This is a genomic window from Longispora urticae (assembly GCF_053902585.1).
Genome location: NZ_JAQZSH010000031.1, coordinates 98,851 through 118,193 on the forward strand (window position 1 = coordinate 98,851; position 19,343 = coordinate 118,193).

The window sequence follows — 19,343 nt, forward strand, 5'->3', positions numbered from 1 at the left end:
GGGGCGGCCTCGCGGTCGCCCCGCGCCCCCTCCCGAGAGGAAGCACCATGCGTAGGAAACCCCTGGCGGTCCTCGCCGCCCTCGTCCTCGGCGCGGCACTGTCGCCGGCCGCCACCGCCACCGCCGGCCCGTCGGGCGCCCCCGCCCCGGGAGCCGCGCCAGCCGGGGCCGCCCCGGCCGGCGCGCTCGCCGCCAACCTCGCCACCAACCCCGGCTTCGAGAACGGCCTGACCGGCTGGTCCTGCCCCGCCTCCGCCCGCACCGTCACCACCCCCGTGCACGGCGGCACCTCCGCCCTGGAGGCCACCCCGCAGGGCGGCGACTTCGCCCGCTGCCAGCAGTCCGTCCGGGTCAAGCCGTCGTCGACCTACACGTTGTCGGCGTGGGTCCGGGGCGCGTACGTGTTCCTCGGCGCGACCGGCACCGGCACCACCGACGTGAGCACCTGGGGCCAGCCGGGCCCGACCTGGGCGCAGCTGTCCACGTCGTTCACCACGGGCGCGACCACGTCCACGGTCACGATCTACCTGAACGGCTGGTACGGCACCGGCGCGTACCTCGCCGACGACCTGGTGCTCGACGGGCCGCCGGTGGCCGCGGACACCACCCCGCCCACCGTCCCCGGCACCCCGGCGGTCGGCGGCGCGACGTCGAGCACCCTGGCCGTGAGCTGGGCGGCGTCCACCGACGACTCCGGCGCGGTGCGCTACGACGTGTCCCGGGACGGCGCGGCCCCGACCTCGGCCGGTGCGGCCACGAGCTTCACGGCCACCGGGCTGACCGCCGACACGACGTACCGGTTCAGGGTGCGGGCGTGTGACGGGGCGGGCAACTGCTCGGCGTACACCGCGGAGAGTTCGGGAAAGACGAAGCCGACGGGTACGCCGCCCAGCGGTGACCTGCCCAAACGCGTACTCGTCGGGTATCTGCACGCGTCCTTCGCCAACGGTTCCGGCTACATCCCGATGCGCGACGTGCCGGCCGAGTGGGACTTCGTCAACCTGGCGTTCGGCGAGCCGACGTCGGTGACCTCGGGCGACATCCGGTTCCGGCAGTGCCCGGCGACCGAGTGCGCGAACGTGGAGAGCCAGGCCGACTTCCTCGCCGGCATCCGGGCCAAACAGGCCGCCGGCAAGAAGGTGCTGATCTCCATCGGTGGCCAGAACGGCCAGGTCCAGCTCACGACGACGGCGGCGCGCGACACGTTCGTCACCTCGGTGGCCGCGATCATCGACACCTACGGGCTCGACGGGCTGGACATCGACTTCGAGGGCCACTCGCTGTCGCTGAACGCCAACGACACGGACTTCCGCAACCCGACGACCCCCGTGATCGTGAACCTGATCTCCGCGCTGAAGACGCTCAAGGCGCGGTACGGGGCGAAGTTCGTGCTGACCATGGCGCCGGAGACCTTCTTCGTGCAGCTCGGGTACCAGTTCTACGGGCCGGGCACGAACGGGGGCGACGCGCGGGCCGGCTCGTACCTGCCGGTGATCCACGCGCTCCGCGACGACCTGACCCTGCTGCACGTGCAGGACTACAACTCGGGGCCGATCATGGGGCTGGACAACCAGTACCACACGATGGGCGGGCACGACTTCCACGTGGCCATGACGGACATGCTGCTGGCGGGCTTCCCGGTGAAGGGGAACGCGTTCCCGGCGCTGCGGCCCGAGCAGGTCGCGTTCGGGCTGCCGGCGGCCTCCCAGGCGGGCAACGGGTACACGACCGTGGCGGAGACCCAGAAGGCGTTCGACTGCCTGGCCAAGGGCACGAACTGCGGTTCGTACCGGCCGCGCGGGGTGTATCCCGGCCTGCGCGGGCTGATGACGTGGTCGGTGAACTGGGACCGCTTCAACGGGTACGAGTTCTCCCGGAGCCACCGGGCGTACCTGAACGCGCTGCCGTAGCCGGGGCGGCGTTCCCGGGCGCGCCGCGGGTCGGCGGCGCGCCCGCCAGTGGCATGCCCTCGGGCGTCCCGGGGGCGTGCCACCCCTTTCCGCAGGGCGGGAACCGCTGTTGACCCAGCGGAACATCCGCTCGCATTCTCAGGCATGGCACGCATAACGCACCTGGTCACGGCCGTCCTGGCGACCGCCACCCTCCTCCTGCCGACCCCTGCCGCCGCCCATCAGGCATCGGCCACGCACTCGACACCGGGCGCCGCCCCGGCCGCCGGACAGCCCTCGGCCGCCGCCTTCCAGCACCCCGGCGTCCTCCTCTCCCGCCCCCAACTCGACCTGGCCCGCTCCAAGGCCCTCGCCGGCGCCCAACCCTGGAAGTCCGCCTACGACGCGATGCGCACCAGCTCCTACGCGTCCCTGTCCTGGACCCCGAGGCCGCGCGCCGTCGTGGAGTGCGGCTCGTCGTCCAACCCGAACAACGGCTGCTCGGACGAGCGCGAGGACGCGATGGCCGCGTACACCCAGGCGCTGCTCTGGTATGTCACGAAGGACCCGAAGCACGCGCAGAAGTCGATCGCGATCATGGACGCCTGGTCGGCGGTGATCCGGGACCACACGAACACCAACGCCCCGCTGCAGTCCGGCTGGGCGGGGGCGAACTTCTCCCGGGCCGCCGAGCTGATCCGGCACACCTACACGTCGTGGCCGCAGGTCAACCGGTTCGCCTCGACGCTGCGCACCGTCTACCTGCCCGAGGTGACGAGCAACGTGGGCTGCAAGAACGGCAACTGGGAGCTCATCATGACCGACGCGGCCATCGGGATCGCGGTGTTCCTCGACGACCGGGCCGTCTTCGACCGGGCGGTGGCGACGTGGCGGGCCCGGCTGCCGGCGTACATCTACCTGGCCTCCGACGGCGCGCTGCCCCGCTACCCGGCCAACTGTCCGTCGATCGACACCAGGAGCGAGCTCATCGGGTACTGGCAGGGCCAGTCCACCTTCACCGACGGCCTGGCCCAGGAGACGTGCCGGGACTTCGGCCACACGGGCTGGGGCCTGGCGGCCATCGCGCACGTCGCGGAGACGGCCCGCCACCAGGGCCTGGACCTGTACGCGGAGGCCCAGCCCCGGCTCACCCAGGCCCTGTACTTCCACGCCCGCTACGAGCTGGGCACGGCCGTACCCGCCTCGTTGTGCGGGGGCTCGGTGAAGAAGGGGCTGGGGCCGGTGACGGAGGTGGGGTTCAACGCGTTCCACACCCGGTCCGGGTTGGACATGCCGACCACGCAGCGGTACACGGAGTCGAAGCGGCCGGCCGGCGTGAGCCACTTCCTCGCGTGGGAGACGTTCACGCACGCGAACAACCCCGCCTGACAGCGAACGGCGTCAATGCTTGACCGGTGGGTACGGGGACCCCTACTCTGCGCCAGAGAGCGCTCTCTCACTCTGGTACCCGGAGAGGTGTGTCCCATGTATCCACGTATTCCCGCCCGGCGACGGCTGGCGGCCGCGCTGGCCGGCGCCGCCCTGGTCGCGACACTGGTCTCCTCGGTGCCCGCCCAGGCGGTGCCGGCCCCGGCCGTGGTCGCCGACTTCGAGGGCACGCCGCCGATCACCGAGACCAGCCCCGGCATCTTCCCGTTCGGGGCCGACGCGGCCAGCCGGCCCAAGCTGACCCAGGCCCCCGCCGCCGACCGGCCCGGCGCGGGGGCCGACAACCACGCGCTGAGCGCCGTCTACACCGTCGGCGCCTGGGGCGGGTTCAGCCACAACCTGCCGGCGTCGGGGGACTGGACCACCTACGGCGGCTTCAGCTTCTGGGTGAAGGGCACCGGCTCGGGCCAGCGGGTCGAGTTCGAACTGAAGGACGGCGGGACCGACGGCGAGCACTCGGAGCTGTTCCAGGCCTGGTTCACCGACACGGCCGCCGGCTGGCAGCAGGTGAGGGTGCCGTTCGGCGGGTTCGTGAAGCGTACCGACTACCAGCCGTCCGGCGCGCCGACCGACGGCAGCCTCACCCTGACGGAGATGTGGGGCTACGCGGTCAACCTGCCGGGCGGCAGTACCGGTGAGCTGCTGTTCGACGAGGTCGCGCTGTACGGCTCGGCGGTGTCCAGCGTGGGCGTGGCCACCGACGCGTACGTGACCGACGCCGGGGGGACCGTCCAGGTCGGGGTGACCGTGACCCAGCCCGGCGGCGGCCCGATCGGCGGGGACGTGACCGTGCGCTACGTCCTCGGCGGCGGTACGGCCGTGCCGGGCGTCGACTACACGGCCGGCGACGGCACGCTCTCCTTCCCCGCGGGCACCCCGTCGGGGACCACCCGCACCGTGCCCGTCGTCACCACGGCCGGCACCCCGGCCTCGATCGGGAAGACCATCCCGGTGACGCTGACGGCGACCGGCGCGACGCTGGGCTCCGGCACCGCCACGGTGGTGATCAACGCGCACGGCCTCCCGTACCTGGACCGGAACCTGCCCGTCGGGCACCGGGTCGCGGACCTGATGTCCCGGATGACCCTCAAGGACAAGGTCGGCCAGATGACCCAGGCCGAGCGCGCGGCCGTCGGCAACGGCGGCGACATCGTCACCTACCGGCTCGGTTCGCTGCTGTCCGGCGGCGGCTCGGTGCCCAGCCCGAACACGCCGGTCGCGTGGGCCGACATGGTGGACGACTTCCAGCTGCACGCCCGCGCCACCCCCTTGCAGATCCCGCTGATCTACGGCATCGACGCCGTGCACGGCAACAACAACCTGCTCGGCGCGACCGTGTTCCCGCACAACCTCGGGCTGGGCGCGACCCGCGACCCCGCGCTGGTCAAGGAGACCGGCCGGGTCACCGCGACCGAGACCCGGGCGACCGGGGTGCCGTGGGCGTTCGCGCCGTGCGTGTGCGTGACCCGCGACGAACGCTGGGGCCGGTCCTACGAGGCGTTCGGGGAGGACCCGGCGCTCGTCCAGCAGCTGGCCACCATCATCGACGGGTTGCAGAACGACGGCCGGCTCGCCGACCCCACCGCCGTACTCGGCACCGCCAAGCACTTCCTCGGCGACGGCGGGACCGCCTACGGCTCCTCGACCACGGGCACCTACACCACGGACCAGGGCGTCACGCGGGGTACGGCCGCGCAGCTCGACGCCGTGCACCTCGCGCCGTTCCGCACCGCCGTGGACAAGGGGGTCGGCACCGTGATGCCGTCCTACTCCAGTCTCCAGGTGCTCGGCACCGACGCCGCCCCCGTGAAGATGCACGCGCGGGCCGACCAGATCACCGGCGTCCTCAAAGGGGATCTGCGGTTCAAGGGTTTCGTGATCTCCGACTGGCAGGGCATCGACCAGATCCCCGGCGACTACCGCAGCGACGTGAGGACCAGTGTCAACGCGGGCATCGACATGGTGATGGTGCCCTACGCGATCAAGGACTTCACCGAGAGCCTCACGGCCTTGGCGGGTACGGGTGAGGTGTCCGGCGCGCGGATCGACGACGCGGTGGCCCGGATCCTGACCCAGAAGTTCGCCCTCGGCCTGTTCGAACAGCCCTACGCCGACCGGACCCACCTCGGCGAGATCGGCAACGCGGCGCACCGCGACGTCGCGCGCCGGGCCGCCGCCGCGTCCCAGGTGCTGCTGAAGAACGACGGCGTGCTGCCCCTGTCGAAGACCGCCAAGGTGTACGTGGCCGGCTCCAACGCCGACGACCTCGGCAACCAGACCGGCGGCTGGACCCTGACCTGGCAGGGCGGGTCCGGCAACGCCAACCGGGGCACCACCATCCTCGCCGGCATCCGCCAGGTCGCCCCGAAGGCCACCGTCACCTACAGCCGCGACGCGTCGGCCCCGACCACGGGGCACACGGTCGGCGTGGTGGTCGTCGGCGAGACCCCGTACGCCGAGGGCCTCGGCGACGTCGGCAACGGCCACTCGCTCCAGCTCTCGGTCGCCGACCGGGCGGCCGTGGACACCGTGTGCGCGGCCATGAGGTGCGTGGTCCTCACCGTGTCGGGCCGGCCGCTGGACATCACCGGCATCGTGCCCGCCGCCCGGGGTGTCGTGGCCTCCTGGCTGCCCGGCAGTGAGGGCGCGGGCGTCGCCGACGTGCTGTTCGGGGACCGGCCGTTCACCGGAAGGCTGCCGGTGACCTGGGCGCGCAGCGAGAGCCAGCTGCCGTCCAATGTGGGCGACGCGACGTACGACCCGCTGTACGCGTACGGCTGGGGGCTGCGGACCGACCCGGCGAAGGACCGGTTGCGGAAGGTGCGCGACCAGCTCGCCGGAATCCATGGTGACCGGGACATCGCCACCGCGGTGAAGGCCCTGGACCAGGCGCTGAAGGCCCGGCTGTGGAACTCCGACGGTTCGGTGCGCACGCCGAAGGAGGTGCTGGCGGCGCTGCGGGACGCCGGGGTGGCGCTGAACCGGTCCTCGCGGGACTCGTTCGCGCAGGACGACGTGGTGGTGTCCGTGGCCCGGGACGTGGCGCAGAAGGCCATCGCCGAGGGCGGGCCGGCCGCGATGCCGTCGACGGCGAAACTCACCTCGGACGCGGAGCACGCGGTGCTGGTGGGGCGGGTCGACCAGGCGGTCACCTGGTTGACGGAGGCCTACAACGAGGCCCGGTAGTGGTTGTGGGGCACGCCCGTCAGGACGTGCCCCACACCTCATGCGTCGCTGGACTCCTGCCACAGGTTCGCCCGGTCGGTGGCGTGCCGGTCGATCTCCGTCAGCTCCTCCGCCGTCAGCTTCGGCCCCCGCACCGCCGCCAGGTTGTTCTCCAACTGGGCCACCGACGACGCCCCGATCAGCGCCGAGGTCACCCGGTCGTCCCGCAGCAGCCACGTCAGCGCCAGCTGGGCCAGGGACTGCCCGCGCCGCTCCGCGATCCCGTTGAGCGCCCGCAGCTTGCCGATCATCGCGTCGGTCAGCGCGTGCGGGTCGAGGGACTTGCCCTGGGCGGCGCGCGAGTCCCCGGGGATCCCGTTCAGGTACCGGTCGGTGAGCAGCCCCTGCTGGAGCGGCGCGAACCCGATGCACCCGGCGCCCACGTCCGCGAGGGTGTCCAGCAGCCCGTCGTCCTCGATCCAGCGGTTCAGCATCGAGTACGACGGCTGGTGGATCAGCAGCGGCACCCCCAGGTCGGCGAGGATCGCGGCCGCCTCCCGGGTCCGTTCGGCGCTGTAGGAGGAGATCCCGACGTAGAGCGCCTTGCCCTGCCGCACGGCGGTGGCCAGCGCGCCCATGGTCTCCTCGAGCGGGGTGTCCGGGTCGAACCGGTGCGAGTAGAAGATGTCCACGTAGTCGACGCCCATCCGGGCCAGGGACTGGTCGAGGCTCGCGAGGAGGTACTTGCGCGAGCCCCACTCGCCGTACGGGCCGGGCCACATGTCGTAGCCCGCCTTGGTGGACAGCACCAGCTCGTCGCGGTAGGGCCGGAAGTCCTGCGCGTACAGGTGCCCGAAGTTGGCCTCGGCGGCCCCGTACGGCGGCCCGTAGTTGTTCGCCAGGTCGAAGTGCGTGACCCCGAGGTCGAACGCGCGGCGCAGGATCGCCCGCTGGGTGTCGAGGGGCTTGTCGTCGCCGAAGTTGTGCCACAGGCCGAGGGAGACGGCGGGGAGCTTGAGGCCGCTGCGCCCGGTGCGCCGGTACTCCATCGTGTCGTAGCGGTTCTCGGCGGCGCGGAACGGCGCGGGAATCATCGAGGGGCCCTCTCGTCGGCGGTCATCGCAGCCCATTGTCCCGGCTGAGGCGTGCCCAGTTCCCCTCTCTCCCATACTTCATCACGCCGCAGAACGGAAAACAAGACTTGATCTTCGCAAAAGCGCTGGTCAGAATCGTGCCCATGACCTGGGACCCCTTCGGAACACTTGGCCGCGCCCTCTGGATCGGCGGCGGCCAGTGGGCCGGCAAGTCGACCGTCAGCAACCTGCTCGCCCACCGCTACGGCCTGTGCGCCTACCACTTCGACTACCCGAACATCCGGGGCCACCAGGACCGGCTGGCCGCCCGGGGCCTCGCCGACCTCCGCACCGACGACGAGATCTGGGTGGACAACACGCCGGAGCGGATGGCGGCCGAGGTGCTGGCCGGGTTCCCGACCCGGTTCGAGTACACCCTCGACGACCTGCGCGCCCTCGTCTCCGGGCAGCCCGTCCTCGCCGAGGGCTGGGGACTGCGCCCCGAACTCGTCGCCCCGATCGTCGCCGACCTCCGGCAGGTGCTCGTCATGGTGCCCACGGAGGACTGGCGGCGGCACCAGCTCGTCCACCTCGACCGGGCCCGCGAGTTCACCCACGACGTCGCCGACCCGGAACGCGGCCAGCGCAACCGGATCGCCCGGGACGCGCTGATCACCGCCGACGCCGTCGAGCGGGCCACCGCGCTCGGCATCCGGGTCCTGGAGGTCGACGGCTCCCGCGACGCGGAAGGGGTGGCCGACCTGGTGGCCGAACACTTCAACCCCTTCCTTTCACGGGTACCGGGCCCGGCGGCGTCTCGATGATCCCCGCCGCGCCGTCACAGGGTCAGCACGAGCTTCCCGCGTACCCGGCCGGTGGCCAGCGCCCCGTGTGCCAGGGCGGCCTCCGCCAGCGGGAACACCCCCGCGAGCTCCACCCGGAGCGCCCCTGAGTCCACCAGGGCCCCGAGCCGGGCCAGCCCGTGGCCGTCCGGGTGCACCAGGTGCGCGGCGATCCCGATGTCGCGGGCCCGCGCGGCGGCGGCCAGCTCCTCCGACACGTCCACGTGCAACCAGCCGAACACCCCGCCGTCCCGGACCGCCGCCACCGCGCCCTCGGCCCCGGCCGCGTCGAGCACCACGTCGGCGTCGAGGCCGTCGAGCGCGCCGGGCACCGTGTAGTCGACGGGTTCGTCCACGCCCAGCGACCGGAGGAACCCGTGGTTGACGGCCCGCGCGGTGCCCAGCACGTACGCGCCCCGGGCCTTCGCCAGCTGCACCGCCAGGTGCCCGACCCCGCCGGCCGCCGCGTTGACCAGCACCCGGTGGCCGGCGGACACCCCGGTCAGGTCCAGCAGCTGGAGCGCCGTGAGCCCGGCGAGCGGCAGGCCGGCGGCGTGCGCGTGGTCCAGCCGGGCCGGTTTCGCGGCGAGCTGGTGCGCCGGCGCGGCCACGTACTCCGCGTAGCCGTGCGCCGGGGCCGGGAACCGGGGCATGCCGTACACCTCGTCGCCGACCCGCCACGACGCCACGCCGGGGCCGACCGCCGCCACCGTGCCCGAGATGTCCCAGCCCCAGACGTGCGGGCCGGCCCCGTAGAACTCCGCCGACTCCCCGGCCCGGGAACCGAGGTCCGTCGGGTTGAGCCCGGCCGCCGCCACCCGGACCAGCACCTCGCTCAGGCCGGGGACCGGAACGGGCAGGTCGACGAGGTGCAGGACGTCGGGTGGGCCGTAGCTGTCGGCCTGGATCGCGCGCATTCCCCCATCCTCGGGTCCCCGGTCACTCCTGGTAAGGAGGCACAAGATTGTGCTATGGGTACCGGATGGAAACCACCTGGGACGACAGCTACCGGGAGGACTGCCCGGCGCGGCTGGTCCTCGGCATGGTCGGCGACAAGTGGACCCTCCTGACGATCAGCGCCCTCGGCGACGGGCCGGTCCGGTTCGCGGACCTGCGCCGCCGGCTCGACGGGATCAGCCAGAAGGTGCTGACCGCGACCCTGCGCGCCATGGAACGCGACGGGCTCGTGGACCGGACCGTGCACCCGACGACCCCGCCGAGCGTCGAGTACGCGCTCACGGAGCTGGGCCGGGGCGTGCGGGTACCCCTCGAGGCCCTCCAGGTCTGGGCCGAACACAACACGGCCGCCGTGGAGGCCGCCCGCACCCGCTTCGACTCCCGCTGACCTGCACTGATCCAGCCCGGTGCGGCGGCCCCGGCCCGCTGGTCGCCCGACGGGGCGGCCCCGACCCCGTCACTGGGCGCGCGCTGCGGGACACGCGCGGATTCCGCAACCTCCACCCCTCTACCAGGGCGAATCGGGAGGATGGGGGGATGGACAGGCGCAGCGGGGCCCGGGTCGCGGTCTCGGCGGGCCTGGCGGTGCTGTTCCTCGCGGTGTGGGTGTGCGTCCGCGCCGACCTCGGCCCGGCCCGCCTCGACGTCCCGGTGCTGGACTTCCTCGCCGGGCACCGCACCGGCCCGCTGACCGCGCTGATGACGGTCGCCACCACCCTGGGCAGCATCTACTTCCTGATCCCGCTCGGGATCGCCGGCGCCGTCACCCTGAGCCGGCGGGCCCGGTCCTGGTGGCCGGCGGGGCTCGTCGCGCTCGCGGTCGGCGGCAACGCCCTGCTCACGTTCGCGGTGAAGGTCCTCGACGGGCGGGCCCGGCCGCCGTTCAGCGAGGTGGACGTGACCGGCCCGGACTTCTCGTTCCCGTCCGGGCACACGTCCAACACGACGGTCACCCTCGGGGTGCTCCTCTTCCTGGTGTACCGGCAGGTCGGGCCCTGCCGGGCGCGCACCGTGCTGTCGGTGGGCGCGGCGGTCCTGGCGTCCACGGTCGGCCTCAGCCGCCTGTACCTGGGCGCGCACTGGCTCACCGACGTCCTCGCCGGATACCTGCTCGCCGGCTCCTGGCTCGTCCTGGTCCTCGTCGCGGCGGACCGGCGCGCGGGCGTCCCGGACCACGGCGCGTTCCGCCCGCACGAGGACCCGGCCCGGACCACGGAGGCCCGGCACCTGCCGTGACCAGGTCCGCACCGCGCAAGCCGTGACCGTGCCGGGCCGCACCGCCGTGCAGCGCGGTGGCGGTGCCGGGCCGCACGGTTGTGCGGGGGCAGCGACCGACCGTGACCGCGTCGAGCCCCTACGGCGTCGGCACGCCCTCCGGCAGCAGCCCGGCCGTCCGCAGGTCCCGCCACAGCCCCTCGGGGATGTCCATGGCGAACATCGCCGCGTTGTCGTCGACCTCCTCCGGGGTGCGCGCCCCGACCACCACGCTCGTCACCGCCGGGTGCCCGAGCGCGAACCGCAACGCCGCCGCCCGGAGGGGCACGTCGTGCCGGGCGCACACCTCCGCCATCGCCAGCGCCCGGTCGAGCAGGTCCGCGGCGGCCGGCCCGTAGTCGTACCGGGCACCGGGGCGCGGATCGGCCAGCAGGCCCGAGTTGTAGACGCCGGCCGCGAGCACTCCGACCCCCTGCCCGGCGCACAGTGGCAGCAGCTCGTCGAGGCCGGACTGGTCGAGCAGCGTGTACCGGCCGGCGAGCATCACGCAGTCCACGGCCATCTCGCGCACGAACCGGGCGAGCATCGCGGCCTGGTTCATCCCCACGGACACGGCGCCGATCACCCCGTCGGCCCGCAGCTCGGCCAGGGCCCTGAACGCGCCGGCCACCGCGTCGTCGTAGTGCTCGTCGGGGTCGTGCACGTGCAGGACGTCGATCCGGGCGAGGCCGAGCCGGTCGAGGCTGGCGGCGAGCGAGTCGTGCACGCCGGTGTACGAGAAGTCGATCCGGGGCGCGAGGCCGGTGGGCGGGCCGGCCCAGAACTCCTGGGTGTCGCCGCCGCCGGGGACGAGGAGCCGGCCGACCTTGGTGGCCAGCACGTACTCGTCGCGGGGGCGGGGGGACAGCGCGCGGCCGGCGAGCTGTTCGGAGCGGCCGTAGCCGTAGAGCGGGGCGGTGTCGTAGAGGCGCAGGCCGTGCTCCCAGGCCCGGTCGACGGTGGCGAGGGCCTGTTCGTCGGGGACGGCGGTGAACAGCCCGCCGATCGGGGCGAGCCCCAGCCCGAGCCGGGTGACGCTCAGGTCGCTGTGACCGAGCCGGACCCGCTCGCCCGGGTTCACGGCAGCTTCCATGCGACCGGAAGGCCGGCGGCCGCCCCGTCGGCCGAGTAGTCGTGCGCCACGTCGAGCAGCTCCGCCATCCGCGCCTGCCACGCGATGTTCACCGGCAGCCCGGCCAGCGAGCGGAGCAGCAGGTCGTAGTCGGCGCACTCCACGAGGTGGAACAGGTCGAGTCCGGAGCGCCAGATCGTCCACTCGGTGGCCCCGGCGGCGCGGATGGCGGCGAGCAGCTCCTCCGGTACCCCCTGATGGGCTCTGAGGTATTCCTCCTCGGCACCGGGCCGCAGCCGGGTGTGCAGGGCGACCCGCATCAGTGCTCGCCCTCCGCGGCGACCTGCCGGCGGACCCACTCCTCGACGGAGGTGATGTGCACGGCGGCGGCGGTGCGGGCGTCCTCGGGGTCGCGGCTGGCCAGGGCGCGGTAGATGTGCTCGTGCTCCTCCAGGGTGCGCGGGATCGCGCCCTCCTCGCGCCGGCCGCGCCAGACCCGGGTCCGCAGGGTGCGGCTGCTCAGGCCGCCGAGGATGGCGGTGAGCACCGGGTTGCCGGCGGCCTCGTTGATGATCCGGTGGAAGGTCAGGTCGTGGCCGATGAACTCCTCGGCGGTGTCGACCCGGGCCATCGCGGCCATCTCCTCGCGGAGCCGGGCGAGGTCGACCTCGGTGATCCGGGCGGCGGCGGTGGCCACGGCGGCCGGTTCCAGGATCTTGCGGACCCGGACCAGGTCGAGCAGCGTGGCGCCCTGGGAGATCTCGGCGACCACCCCGAAGGCCTCCAGGAGGTCGGACGGGCCGAGCTTGGTCACGTAGACCCCGGCGCCGTGCCGGGCCTCCAGGATGCCCAGGACGGTCAGGGCGCGGATGGCCTCGCGCATGGAGCTGCGGGACAGCCCGAGCGCCTCGGCGAGGTCCTTCTCGACGGGCAGGCGCTGGCCGGGCTCCAGCTCACCGCTGGCGATCATCTCCTTGATCCGCGCGAGCGCCCGGTCGGTGACGGTCGTGCGGGCCTGGTCCTCGGTCACTCGGGTGCTCCTTCGCTGGATGGTCTGCCCATCATCCTGCCTGCCGCCAAGTCATCTGACCAGTTACCTCAATGTAACGAATTTATTACGGGGTCTTGCGCTCAGAGGCCTGGTAGGTGCTTGGATGATGCCATCAAGACATCAGATGACTTGCCAAGTGATCGGATTACTCAAAGGAGGCCCTCCCCGTGAAGTTACTCCGCGTGGGACCCAGCGGCGCCGAACGCCCCGCGCTGCTCGCCGAAGACGGCCGCCTGCTGGACCTCTCCGGCCTCACCGGCGACATCGACGGCGCGTTCCTGGCCGGCGGCGGCCCCGACCGGGTGCGCGCCGCGCGTTCGCTTCCGGAGATCACCGGCCCCGTGCGGTACGGGTCGCCGGTCGCCCGCCCCGGCAAGGTCGTCTGCGTCGGCCTGAACTACCGCGACCACGCGGAGGAGAGTGGCGCTGCGATCCCCACCGAACCCGTCGTGTTCATGAAGGCCGCCAACACGGTGGTCGGGCCGGACGACGAGGTGCTCGTCCCGCGCCGCAGCCGCAGGACCGACTACGAGGTCGAGCTGGCCGTCGTGATCGGCGCGACCGCCCGCTACCTGGAGCCGGGCGCCGCGGCCGGCGTCATCGCCGGGTACGCGGTCAGCAACGACGTCTCCGAGCGCGAGTTCCAGCTGGAGCGCGGCGGCACCTGGGACAAGGGCAAGTCCTGCGAGACGTTCAACCCGCTCGGCCCGTGGCTGGTCACCGCCGACGAGGTGGGCGACCCGCAGGACCTCGGCATGCGGCTGTGGGTCGACGGCGAACTCCGCCAGAACGGCAACACGAAGAACATGATCTTCGGGGTGTACGAGGTGGTCGAGTACCTCAGCCAGTTCATGGTGCTCGAACCCGGGGACGTCATCAACACGGGGACGCCCGCGGGGGTCGCCCTCGGCATCGGCGAGTCCGCGTACCTGCGCGCCGGCATGACCGTCGAGGTCGAGATCGACCGCCTCGGCCGGCAGCGCCAGACGGTGGGCCAGGCATGAGAGTCACCGTCACCGGCCTCGATGTCCGCGACATCCGGTTCCCCACCTCCCGCGAGCTGCACGGCTCCGACGCGATGAACCCCGACCCCGACTACTCGGCCGCGTACGTCGTCCTGCGCACCGACGCCGGCGAGGGCCACGGCTTCTGCTTCACCATCGGCCGGGGCAACGACGTGTGCGCCGCCGCGATCCACGCCCACGCCCCCCTCGTCGTCGGCCGCGAACTCGACCTCGACGACCTGGGCGAGTTCTCCCGCCGGCTGACCGGGGACTCGCAGCTGCGCTGGCTGGGCCCCGAGAAGGGCGCCTCGCACATGGCCGTCGCCGCCCTGGTCAACGCCGCGTTCGACCTCGCCGGGGTCGTCGCGGGCAAGCCGGTGTGGAAACTGCTCGCCGACTACTCCCCGGAGAAGATCGTCGACCTGGTCGACTGGCGCTACCTGACCGACGCGCTCACCCCGTCCGAGGCCCTGGACCTGCTCAAGAGCCGGGTCTCCGGGCGGGCCTCCCGGGAGGCCCGGCTGCGGGCGACGGGCTACCCCGCCTACACCACCACGCCCGGCTGGCTCGGCTACACCGACGACAAACTGGTCCGGCTGGCCCGGGAGGCCGTCGCCGACGGGTACACCCAGATCAAGCTCAAGGTCGGGGCCGACCTCGACGAGGACCTGCGCCGCCTCGCCCTCGCCCGCGACGCCGTCGGCCCGGACATCCGGATCGCCGTCGACGCCAACCAGCGCTGGGACGTCGACCAGGCCATCGAGTGGGTGGAACGCCTCGCGCCCTACGACCCGTGGTGGATCGAGGAACCCACGTCCCCGGACGACATCCTCGGGCACGCCGCGATCCGCCGGGCCGTCGCCCCCGTCAAGGTCGCCACCGGCGAGCACACCCACAACCGGGTCATGTTCAAGCAGCTGCTGCAGGCCGGCGCCGTCGACGTCGTGCAGCTCGACGCGTGCCGGGTCGGCGGGGTCACCGAGAACGTGGCGATCCTGCTGCTGGCCGCGAAGTTCGGGGTGCCGGTGTGCCCGCACGCCGGGGGAGTGGGCCTGTGCGAACTGGTCCAGCACCTGTCCATGTTCGACTACGTGGCCGTGTCGGGCACCGTCGAGGACCGGGTGATCGAGTACGTCGACCACCTGCACGAGCACTTCGCGGACCCGGTCCGGATCGTCGACGGGCACTACCTCGCGCCGACCGCGCCGGGGATGTCCGCGCGGATGCTGCCGGAAGCCCTGGCCACCTACTCCTACCCGGACGGCGCGGCGTGGCAGCTCGGCGGGGAGGCCCGATGAACGACTTCGCGGGCCTGTCCGCCCTGGTCACCGGCGGCGCGTCGGGCATCGGCCTGGCCACGGCGCTGCTGCTCGCCGAGCGGGGCGCGAACGTCGCCACCCTCGACCTGGGCACCGACGTCCCGGCCCCCCTGCTCGGCCTGCGCGCCGACGTCGCCGACGACGCGTCCGTCCGGGCCGCCGTGGCCGCCGCCGTCGCCGCGTTCGGCGGACTCGACATCGTGGTCAACAACGCCGGCATCGGCGCGGCCGGCACCGTCGAGGACAACGACGACGCCGAGTGGGCCCGGGTGTACGACGTCAACGTGACCGGCATGGTCCGGGTCTCCCGGGCGGCCCTGCCGCACCTGAGGGCGTCGGCGCACGCCGCGATCGTCAACACCTGCTCGATCGCGGCCACCGCAGGCCTCCCGAACCGCGCCCTGTACTCGGCCACCAAGGGCGCCGTCCTCTCGCTCACCCTGGCCATGGCCGCCGACCACGTCCGCGAGGGCGTCCGGGTCACGTGCGTGAACCCGGGCACGGCGGCCACACCCTGGGTGGAACGGCTGCTCGCCGCCGCGGCTGACCCCGAGGCGGAACGAGCGGCGCTGGCCGCCCGCCAACCCAGCGGACGGCTCGTCACCGCCGAGGAGGTCGCGCACGCGATCGCCTACCTGGCCAGCCCGGCCGCCTCCGCCGTCACGGGGATCTCCCTCGCCGTCGACGGCGGCATGGCCGGACTACGGATCCGCCCCACCCCGCCCCCCGAAGGAGCACGATCATGAAACGCATCGCGACAGCGGTACTCGCCGCCTTGGCTCTCGTCGTCACCGGCTGCGGCAACTCCACCGACAAGGCCAGCTCCGGAGGCTCCGTCGTCGGGGTCGACTACCCGCGGTCGGACTCCGACTTCTGGAACTCCTACATCAAGTACGCCCCGGAGCAGGCCAAGTCCCTCGGGCTGGAACTGAAGACCTCCAACTCGGAGAACGACGTCGCCAAGCTGGCCGCCAACATCCAGGCGCTGATCAGCCAGGGCGTCAAGGGCGTCGTGATGGCCCCGCAGGACACCGCCGCCATCTCGCCCACCCTCGCCCAGCTCAAGGCGAAGAAGATCCCGGTGGTCACCGTCGACACCCGGCCCGACGTCGGCGACGTGTTCATGGTGGTCCGCGCCGACAACCGCGCCTACGGCACCAAGGCCTGCGACTTCCTCGGCGCGAAGCTCGAGGGCAAGGGCAAGGTCGCGATGCTCCAGGGCGACCTTGCGTCGATCAACGGCCGGGACCGGACCGAGGCGTTCAACGACTGCATGAAGAAGAAGTTCCCGAACGTGCAGGTCATCGGCCTGGCCACGGACTGGAAGGGCGACGTCGCGGCCAACAAGCTCCAGACCACGATCGCCGCGCACCCCGACCTCAAGGGCATCTACATGCAGGCCGGCGGCGTGTTCCTCAACCCGACCCTGCAGGTGCTCAAGCAGAAGGGCATGCTGGTCCCGCCGAGCGACCCGAAGCACGTGTTCATCGTGTCCAACGACGGCATCCCGCAGGAGCTCAAGGCCATCGCGGACGGCGACATCGACGCCACGGTCTCCCAGCCCGCCGACCTGTACGCCAAGTGGGCGCTGTTCTACGTCAAGGCCGCCATCGACGGCAAGACGTTCCAGCTGGGCGCGACCGACCACGACTCCACCATCGTCGGGGTCCGGCCAGGCCTGATGGAGGACCAGCTCCCCGCCCCGTTGGTCACCAAGGACGGGTCGTTCCCGGGCTCGAAGAAGTCCGACGACCCCGCGCTGTGGGGGAACCAGATCAAATGACGAATCCCAGCCCTCCCGTCGTCGCGGCGGAGGCGGTGTCGAAACGCTACGGCGTCACCGTCGCCCTGCGTGACGTGTCCCTCCGGGTCGAACCGGGGGAGATCCACGCCCTGGTCGGCCGCAACGGCGCCGGCAAGTCCACGCTGGTGTCCCTGCTGACGGGGCTCCAGGCGCCCGACACCGGTTCGGTGTCCTTCGGGGGGACACCCGCCCCGCCGATCGGCGACCGGGAGGGCTGGCGTTCGCACGTCGCCTGCGTGTACCAGAAGTCCACCATCATCGGGTCGCTCTCGGTGGCGGAGAACGTGTTCCTGAACCGGCAGGCGCACACCCGCGGCGGACTGATCGGCTGGGGGAGCGTCCGCCGCCAGGCCCGGGAGCTGCTGGAGACCTGGGACGTGCACGTCGACGTCCGGGTACCGGCGGCCGAGCTGCCCGTCGAGCAGCGCCAGCTCGTGGAGATCGCCCGGGCGCTGTCGTACGGCTCCCGGTTCATCATCCTCGACGAGCCGACCGCCCAGCTCGACGGCCAGGCCATCGCGGGCCTGTTCGACCGGATGACGGCGCTGCGCGAACAGGGCGTCACGTTCCTGTTCATCAGCCACCACCTGGAGGAGGTGTACCAGGTGTGCGACACGGTGACCGTGATGCGCGACGCCGGGCACATCCTCACCGCCCCGGTGGCCGACCTGCCCAAGCCGGACCTGGTGGCCGCCATGACCGGCGAGGCGGCGGGCCTGATCGCGATGCCCGGTGACCGGCCGGCCCCGGCGGCGGGCGCGGTGCCGGCGCTGCGGGTGCACGACCTGTCCGTGGCCGGGGTGTTCGCCGGGCTGTCGCTGTCCGTCGCGCCGGGGGAGGTGGTGGGGCTGGCCGGATCGGGGGGTTCGGGCAAGATGGCCGCCGCCGAGACCGTCGTCGGACTGCGCCCGGCGACCACCGGCACCGTCGAGGTCGGCGGCCGGCGGCTGCGGTCGGGCAGCGTGCCGGACGCGCTGGCCGCCGGGGTGGGCTTCGTGCCCCAGGACCGGCACCACGAGGGCCTGGTCCCGGGGCTGTCCATCGCCGAGAACGCCACGATGACCGTGCCCGGCCGGCTCGGCCGGTGGGGCTTCCTCAGCGCCGCCCGCCGCACGGCCCTGGGCGAGCGGGCCATCCGGGAGCTGGGCATCAAGGCCGCCGGCCCCGAACAGCCCGTCCAGGACCTGTCCGGGGGCAACCAGCAGAAGGTCGTGATGGCCCGGGCGCTGGCCAACGACCCGACCGCCCTGGTCCTGCTGCAACCCACCGCCGGGGTGGACGTCCGCGCCAAGGAGACCCTGCTGGCCGCCGCCACCGACGCCGCGGCCCGGGGCGCCGGGGTCCTGATCGTCTCCGACGACCTGGACGACCTGCGCCCCGCCGACCGGGTTCTCGTGCTCTACAAGGGAACCATCGTGGACGAGATGCCCCGCGGCTGGCACGACCACGCACTGATCGCCGCCATGGAAGGTGTGTCATGACTGTTGTTCCGGCGACCGGGGGGCTGCGGCTCGCCCGGCTCCGCGACCTGGCCCTGGTGCCGGCGATCATCGTGATCGCCATCGTCGGGTACCTGGTGAACCCGGTCTTCCTGCACTGGGACAACCTGGTCAACGTGCTCCAGCAGCAGTCGGAGATCTCGCTGCTCGTCCTCGCCCAGGCCCTCGTGCTGATCGCGGGGAAGATGGACCTGTCGCTGGAGTCGACGTTCGGGCTCGCGCCCGGGGTGGCGGCCTGGCTGGTCCTGGAGCCCGGGGTCACCCACGGCCTCGGGGTGCTGCCCCCGGCCCTCGCGGTGCCGGTGGCCCTCGCGGTCGGGGCGCTGATCGGGCTGGTCAACGGCCTGTTGATCGTGAAGTTCCAGCTGAACGGGTTCATCGTGACCCTGGGCATGCTGATCGTGCTGCGCGGCCTGCTCACCGGGATCAGCGGCGGGAAGACGTTCTTCAACCTGCCGGAGTCGTTCCTGTACCTGGGCAACGCCGTCTGGCTGGGCCTGCCCGCCTCGATCTGGATCTCGGTGACGTTGTTCGGGGCGTTCATCGTGATCGCGGGATTCACCCGCTTCGGCCGGTCCCTCTACGCCATCGGCGGCAACGCCGACGCGGCCCGCGCCGCCGGCATCCGGGTCGACCGGGTGCTGGTGGTGGTCCTCATCATCGGCGGGGTCCTGGCGGCACTGGCCGGGCTGCTGCTCACCGGACGGCTCGCCTCGGTCGCGTCGTCGCAGGGCAAGGAGGCCATCTTCACGGTCTTCGCGGCGGCCGTGATCGGCGGCGTCAGCCTCAACGGGGGCAAGGGCACCATCTTCGGCGCGTTCACGGGCATCCTGCTGCTGTATCTCGTGCAGAATGTGCTCACCCTCGCCGGGGTGCCGGCGCAGTGGATCCAGGCGCTCAACGGCGCGATCATCCTGATGGCGCTGATGCTCGCACGGATCACCGCGGGCCGGAAGCAGGAGTGA

General features: G+C 72.7%; 17 protein-coding genes. 12 read left to right on the forward strand and 5 right to left on the reverse strand.

The genetic code is table 11. The features are described 5' to 3' along the window. Positions 1 to 47: 47 nt before the first annotated feature. The 3 genes from PT931_RS21625 (at position 48) to PT931_RS21635 (ending at position 6,524) form a co-directional block, all read left to right on the forward strand. Positions 48 to 1,910 (forward strand): chitinase, encoded by a 1,863-nt coding sequence (locus tag PT931_RS21625; protein WP_456247575.1) that lies wholly within the window; start codon positions 48 to 50, stop codon positions 1,908 to 1,910. A 144-nt stretch (positions 1,911 to 2,054) separates the two neighbouring features. After that, positions 2,055 to 3,278 (forward strand): alginate lyase family protein, encoded by a 1,224-nt coding sequence (locus PT931_RS21630; RefSeq protein ID WP_456247576.1) that lies wholly within the window; start codon positions 2,055 to 2,057, stop codon positions 3,276 to 3,278. Between the two features lie 96 nt (positions 3,279 to 3,374). Next, positions 3,375 to 6,524, forward strand: coding sequence for a glycoside hydrolase family 3 N-terminal domain-containing protein (locus tag PT931_RS21635; RefSeq protein ID WP_456247577.1), 3,150 nt, complete (start codon positions 3,375 to 3,377; stop codon positions 6,522 to 6,524). A gap of 38 nt (positions 6,525 to 6,562) precedes the next feature. Here the strand turns inward: PT931_RS21635 and mgrA are convergent, their stop codons facing one another. Then, positions 6,563 to 7,597 (reverse strand): L-glyceraldehyde 3-phosphate reductase, encoded by a 1,035-nt coding sequence (mgrA, locus tag PT931_RS21640; protein ID WP_456247578.1) that lies wholly within the window; start codon positions 7,595 to 7,597, stop codon positions 6,563 to 6,565. 143 nt (positions 7,598 to 7,740) lie between these two features. Between mgrA and PT931_RS21645 the strand changes: the two genes are divergently transcribed. Further along, a complete protein-coding gene (locus tag PT931_RS21645) occupies positions 7,741 to 8,400 on the forward strand; it encodes a hypothetical protein (RefSeq protein ID WP_456247579.1) in 660 nt (219 codons plus the stop codon). Between the two features lie 14 nt (positions 8,401 to 8,414). Here PT931_RS21645 and PT931_RS21650 read toward each other — a convergent pair whose 3' ends face one another. After that, a complete protein-coding gene (locus tag PT931_RS21650) occupies positions 8,415 to 9,335 on the reverse strand; it encodes an NADP-dependent oxidoreductase (RefSeq protein WP_456247580.1) in 921 nt (306 codons plus the stop codon). Positions 9,336 to 9,400: 65 nt separating this feature from the next. On the opposite strand from PT931_RS21650, the gene PT931_RS21655 reads away from it, so the two are divergent. Together PT931_RS21655 and PT931_RS21660 are read left to right on the forward strand one after the other, a co-directional pair. Then, entirely contained in the window at positions 9,401 to 9,763 is a 363-nt protein-coding gene (locus PT931_RS21655; protein WP_456247581.1) for a winged helix-turn-helix transcriptional regulator, read from the forward strand. Between the two features lie 149 nt (positions 9,764 to 9,912). Then, on the forward strand, positions 9,913 to 10,611 hold the full coding sequence (locus PT931_RS21660; protein WP_456247582.1) for a phosphatase PAP2 family protein: 699 nt from the start codon (positions 9,913 to 9,915) through the stop codon (positions 10,609 to 10,611). Positions 10,612 to 10,729: 118 nt separating this feature from the next. Here PT931_RS21660 and PT931_RS21665 read toward each other — a convergent pair whose 3' ends face one another. From PT931_RS21665 to PT931_RS21675, 3 genes are read right to left on the reverse strand one after another with little or no spacing between them, the layout of a single operon-like run. Then, complete coding sequence (locus PT931_RS21665; RefSeq protein WP_456247583.1) at positions 10,730 to 11,710, reverse strand: aldo/keto reductase; 981 nt, start codon at positions 11,708 to 11,710, stop codon at positions 10,730 to 10,732. Beyond that, entirely contained in the window at positions 11,707 to 12,021 is a 315-nt protein-coding gene (locus PT931_RS21670; RefSeq protein WP_456247584.1) for an L-rhamnose mutarotase, read from the reverse strand. Before PT931_RS21670 ends, PT931_RS21665 begins: the two co-directional genes overlap by 4 nt. After that, positions 12,021 to 12,731: a FadR/GntR family transcriptional regulator gene (locus tag PT931_RS21675; RefSeq protein WP_363724411.1), complete on the reverse strand. Its 711-nt coding sequence runs from the start codon at positions 12,729 to 12,731 to the stop codon at positions 12,021 to 12,023. The genes PT931_RS21670 and PT931_RS21675 overlap by 1 nt, the downstream gene beginning before the upstream one ends. 188 nt (positions 12,732 to 12,919) lie before the next feature. Between PT931_RS21675 and PT931_RS21680 the strand changes: the two genes are divergently transcribed. From PT931_RS21680 to PT931_RS21705, 6 genes are read left to right on the forward strand one after another with little or no spacing between them, the layout of a single operon-like run. Beyond that, positions 12,920 to 13,756, forward strand: a complete 837-nt coding sequence (locus tag PT931_RS21680; protein ID WP_456247585.1) for a fumarylacetoacetate hydrolase family protein — start codon at positions 12,920 to 12,922, stop codon at positions 13,754 to 13,756. After that, a complete protein-coding gene (locus PT931_RS21685) occupies positions 13,753 to 15,054 on the forward strand; it encodes an enolase C-terminal domain-like protein (RefSeq protein ID WP_456247586.1) in 1,302 nt (433 codons plus the stop codon). The genes PT931_RS21680 and PT931_RS21685 overlap by 4 nt, the downstream gene beginning before the upstream one ends. Next, on the forward strand, positions 15,051 to 15,821 hold the full coding sequence (locus PT931_RS21690) for an SDR family NAD(P)-dependent oxidoreductase (RefSeq protein WP_456247587.1): 771 nt from the start codon (positions 15,051 to 15,053) through the stop codon (positions 15,819 to 15,821). The genes PT931_RS21685 and PT931_RS21690 overlap by 4 nt, the downstream gene beginning before the upstream one ends. Further along, positions 15,818 to 16,858 carry a sugar ABC transporter substrate-binding protein gene (locus PT931_RS21695; RefSeq protein ID WP_456247588.1) on the forward strand — a complete coding sequence of 347 codons (1,041 nt, stop codon included), beginning with the start codon at positions 15,818 to 15,820 and terminating at the stop codon, positions 16,856 to 16,858. Before PT931_RS21690 ends, PT931_RS21695 begins: the two co-directional genes overlap by 4 nt. Continuing rightward, a complete protein-coding gene (locus PT931_RS21700; protein ID WP_456247589.1) occupies positions 16,855 to 18,360 on the forward strand; it encodes a sugar ABC transporter ATP-binding protein in 1,506 nt (501 codons plus the stop codon). Before PT931_RS21695 ends, PT931_RS21700 begins: the two co-directional genes overlap by 4 nt. Further along, complete coding sequence (locus tag PT931_RS21705; RefSeq protein WP_456247590.1) at positions 18,357 to 19,343, forward strand: ABC transporter permease; 987 nt, start codon at positions 18,357 to 18,359, stop codon at positions 19,341 to 19,343. Before PT931_RS21700 ends, PT931_RS21705 begins: the two co-directional genes overlap by 4 nt.

Coding starts and splice junctions, on each gene's coding strand:
- PT931_RS21625 (WP_456247575.1), top strand. CDS start 48: ATGCGTAGGAAACCCCTGGCGGTCCTCGCCGCCCTCGTCCTCGGCGCG.
- PT931_RS21630 (WP_456247576.1), top strand. CDS start 2,055: ATGGCACGCATAACGCACCTGGTCACGGCCGTCCTGGCGACCGCCACC.
- PT931_RS21635 (WP_456247577.1), top strand. CDS start 3,375: ATGTATCCACGTATTCCCGCCCGGCGACGGCTGGCGGCCGCGCTGGCC.
- mgrA (WP_456247578.1), bottom strand. CDS start 7,597: ATGATTCCCGCGCCGTTCCGCGCCGCCGAGAACCGCTACGACACGATG.
- PT931_RS21645 (WP_456247579.1), top strand. CDS start 7,741: ATGACCTGGGACCCCTTCGGAACACTTGGCCGCGCCCTCTGGATCGGC.
- PT931_RS21650 (WP_456247580.1), bottom strand. CDS start 9,335: ATGCGCGCGATCCAGGCCGACAGCTACGGCCCACCCGACGTCCTGCAC.
- PT931_RS21655 (WP_456247581.1), top strand. CDS start 9,401: ATGGAAACCACCTGGGACGACAGCTACCGGGAGGACTGCCCGGCGCGG.
- PT931_RS21660 (WP_456247582.1), top strand. CDS start 9,913: ATGGACAGGCGCAGCGGGGCCCGGGTCGCGGTCTCGGCGGGCCTGGCG.
- PT931_RS21670 (WP_456247584.1), bottom strand. CDS start 12,021: ATGCGGGTCGCCCTGCACACCCGGCTGCGGCCCGGTGCCGAGGAGGAA.
- PT931_RS21685 (WP_456247586.1), top strand. CDS start 13,753: ATGAGAGTCACCGTCACCGGCCTCGATGTCCGCGACATCCGGTTCCCC.
- PT931_RS21690 (WP_456247587.1), top strand. CDS start 15,051: ATGAACGACTTCGCGGGCCTGTCCGCCCTGGTCACCGGCGGCGCGTCG.
- PT931_RS21695 (WP_456247588.1), top strand. CDS start 15,818: ATGAAACGCATCGCGACAGCGGTACTCGCCGCCTTGGCTCTCGTCGTC.
- PT931_RS21700 (WP_456247589.1), top strand. CDS start 16,855: ATGACGAATCCCAGCCCTCCCGTCGTCGCGGCGGAGGCGGTGTCGAAA.
- PT931_RS21705 (WP_456247590.1), top strand. CDS start 18,357: ATGACTGTTGTTCCGGCGACCGGGGGGCTGCGGCTCGCCCGGCTCCGC.